This is a genomic window from Moorena sp. SIO3I6 (assembly GCF_010672095.1).
Genome location: NZ_JAAHHU010000563.1, coordinates 1 through 2,794 on the forward strand (window position 1 = coordinate 1; position 2,794 = coordinate 2,794).

Genomic DNA, 2,794 nt, shown 5'->3' on the forward strand with positions numbered 1-2,794 from the left:
CATAATTGAGGAATAGATCAACAGCATGGCGTTCAATCGCAGGTTCACTGGGACTATGAATTAAATTAAAGGCGTAGGGACCTTGGGGTAAGGCTTGTTGAATACGTTTAATAGCTGCTTCCAGGCGGGAAGGACTTAATCCGCCAGCACCAAATGAACTCAAAATTCTCTCTTTGCCGAGAGCAATGACCATCTCCTCAGATGCAATTCCACCAGCCATCGCTCCAGTAACATAGGCAGATTTTACCCCATGAAAGGATAAAAAACTGGGATCGCCTAACTGTTGAATTTGTATTGGTGGAACTGCCATCAGCAGTTCTACTTGAGAGCTCTTGCCATTTTCGGAAGGATACCAGTAGCCTTCTTGGGTTACGCCAATCTGTCCTTGGGATCTAACGATATAACAGGACTTTTCTAAATCTAGCAGTTTAGCCTTAATTCCTCGATCATCAAATGCTATCCCATCCAAATCCCCTTTCCAACCTTGATTTTGACCATAGAAACAATTAAAAAATCCAATTTTATTATCTTTTTGGTTATTATTTTTGCTTAGAGGTGTATCTAAAGCAGTCATTGGTTTAGAACTAGTTTGAGTCATTATAATACAGCTGATTTGGTTAAATTAATAATTATAGTTTAGTAGATTGGCATGAAAATTACCTGTCCAAATTTTGGTAATATCAAGTCCGATAGCTTATTTTAATTGGGTTTTACTGCTACCAGACTTGATATCAAATCAGGCTAGTTAATTGATACAGAACCTTTACCCTATTAATGTTTTTCTCAGGTTATGAGAGATTATTGTAGGTGTCGATAGCAAATTGGGCACGCTCATCAGGAGATTCTATTTCAGCAAACTGCTCAATAAAGTTGTTCGCCTCCTCAAAGCTCCACAGCGGATCACCACCTTCTCCGTTCTGGGCTATATAGTGTACGGCAGCCTTAAAGACAGCACGAGCAGCATTTTTGGTATACGGCACACCTGGATCACCACCACCAAACTCTAAATCCAGATGCCAGAGCAAGACATTGCACTCTGCAGGAAATGGTTTGTGCTCCCGCAGCTCCATGGTTTCCATGCAGCGTTCATGGGAATAGGAATCAGCAAGGGAATGGAGAAAAATCCCTAAAGCCGTGATAGAGCTTGCCGGTACAGTTTTGAATCTCCGACGATTCAAAGAGTATTTAGGCGTTACCAGTAGATCGTCAGAATTGCCGTAAAGAGCCCACTGGTCCATGGTATTTAACTCTGGGATTCCCCTTGGACAGGAGTCGGAACTGTCCGTGAAGTAGTTGCAAGTGTTGCATTCGCTGGCGTCAGTGGGATAGGACACACCGAATGAATCAGTGCAACCGCGTCGGGGAAAGTGCCAGTATAGACTATACGAGCCAAAGCGTCCCGTATTGGTGAGACGCACGTTGGTGCCGTTGTAACCTGTGAAATTAATTGAGTCCACAGCTTGATTGGTAACTGCAATCTGTTCTGCCAATTCTGGCGAGAAACCCGCTGCCCGCACTAGGGTGCGGGTAAATTCGTAATGAAAGGTACTGTGTCCTTTGAGTCCGTTGCGGTAGAACTCGTTGAAGGCATTTGTAGGTAACACCCAGCAGAGAATTAGCACGATGGTAGATACCCAAGTCAAGAAAAATAGTGTTTTACGCTTCATATTTGGTTGATACACAATTATGATTCAGAATCAAGCAACTGCTTTGAAAACGTTACTTTGTGCTGAATAATGTCGCCAATTTGCTTCAAGGATTCTTGTTGATTCCTTAAAAAAGCAGCATGGTTTTTGGTGATGCGAGATGTATTATAACTCAGTTTTTGATACTGATTTTTGTGTAATTCACTTAGGGTTATTTCCGGACAAAAATTGTTATTTTTTTGGGCTAATTCTAGACTGAAACTATTATTATCCAGCGGCATTTTAATGGGCTGGCCATAGTTTAATTTTTCGTTGCTTGTAAGGCAGTGATTTAAAGCACACTTAGCACTATTTTCATGGTTTAGGACAGTACTTTGAAAGTTTGATAAATTTACGGGTTCAGATGGTTCAACATTGGGCAAAGTCTGTGGCTGTTCCCAAGTCTTATGAATTAGGACGTTTGATGATAGAGTTTCAGCAATTTCCTGGTTAGTATTGCTCAAAATTCTGGACTTAATCCGGCTCCCACCCAAGGTTATGGTTTTAACCATTGAGCGCCGCTGACCAGCATTTTCTGGTTCCTGAGTATACAGCGGCGACAAATCCAGAGACACTTGATGACTAACTAGCTTGGCCAAAGCTTTGACAATAGAGGTATGGTCGTTTGAACCTCTTTTATTGAGGGAAACTGTGACATGTTCCTTATCCTTGAGGTTTTCACGAATCCATCTAGAACAAGTACTCCCAGCGCCTACCTCCACAAAGATCTTGGCTCCATTGTCATAAACTTGGTTAATTAGCCGAGGAAAATCGAGGGGCTGACAAAGACCCTTGGCGATAGCGTGACCAATGGCATGGCTCTCAAGGGTAATGGGTTTGTAGTCGGCTGCGGAATAAAAAATAGTTTCTGGTTGGCTGCCGATAGGTAAACTTGTGAGTCTAGCAAGTTCATCATATTCAGAAGCCATGGCGTCACAATGAAGTACATCATCGGCAGGAGCACGGAAGGCATCGCATTTGAGAGTGTCAATCATCCTCCGACAAGCTTGAGGATCACCAGCAATTACCACTTCTTTTGGCGTATTGATATGAGTAAGATAGACGCGATTCTCATGTTTGAGATATTCCACAACTTGGGATACCGGAGT

Annotated in this window: 2 protein-coding genes and 1 pseudogene; all 3 read right to left on the reverse strand. The window is 42.5% G+C overall.

Features of this window, described 5'->3' with window-relative positions; genetic code table 11:
- Positions 1–598 (reverse strand): annotated as a pseudogene (locus F6K49_RS39595) (hypothetical protein); the annotation flags it as partial.
- Positions 599–788: 190 nt separating this feature from the next.
- A complete protein-coding gene (locus F6K49_RS39600; protein WP_293106125.1) occupies positions 789–1,622 on the reverse strand; it encodes a hypothetical protein in 834 nt (277 codons plus the stop codon).
- A 62-nt stretch (positions 1,623–1,684) separates the two neighbouring features.
- A partial coding sequence (locus F6K49_RS39605; RefSeq protein ID WP_293106129.1) for a hypothetical protein occupies positions 1,685–2,794 on the reverse strand: 1,110 nt, incomplete at its 5' end.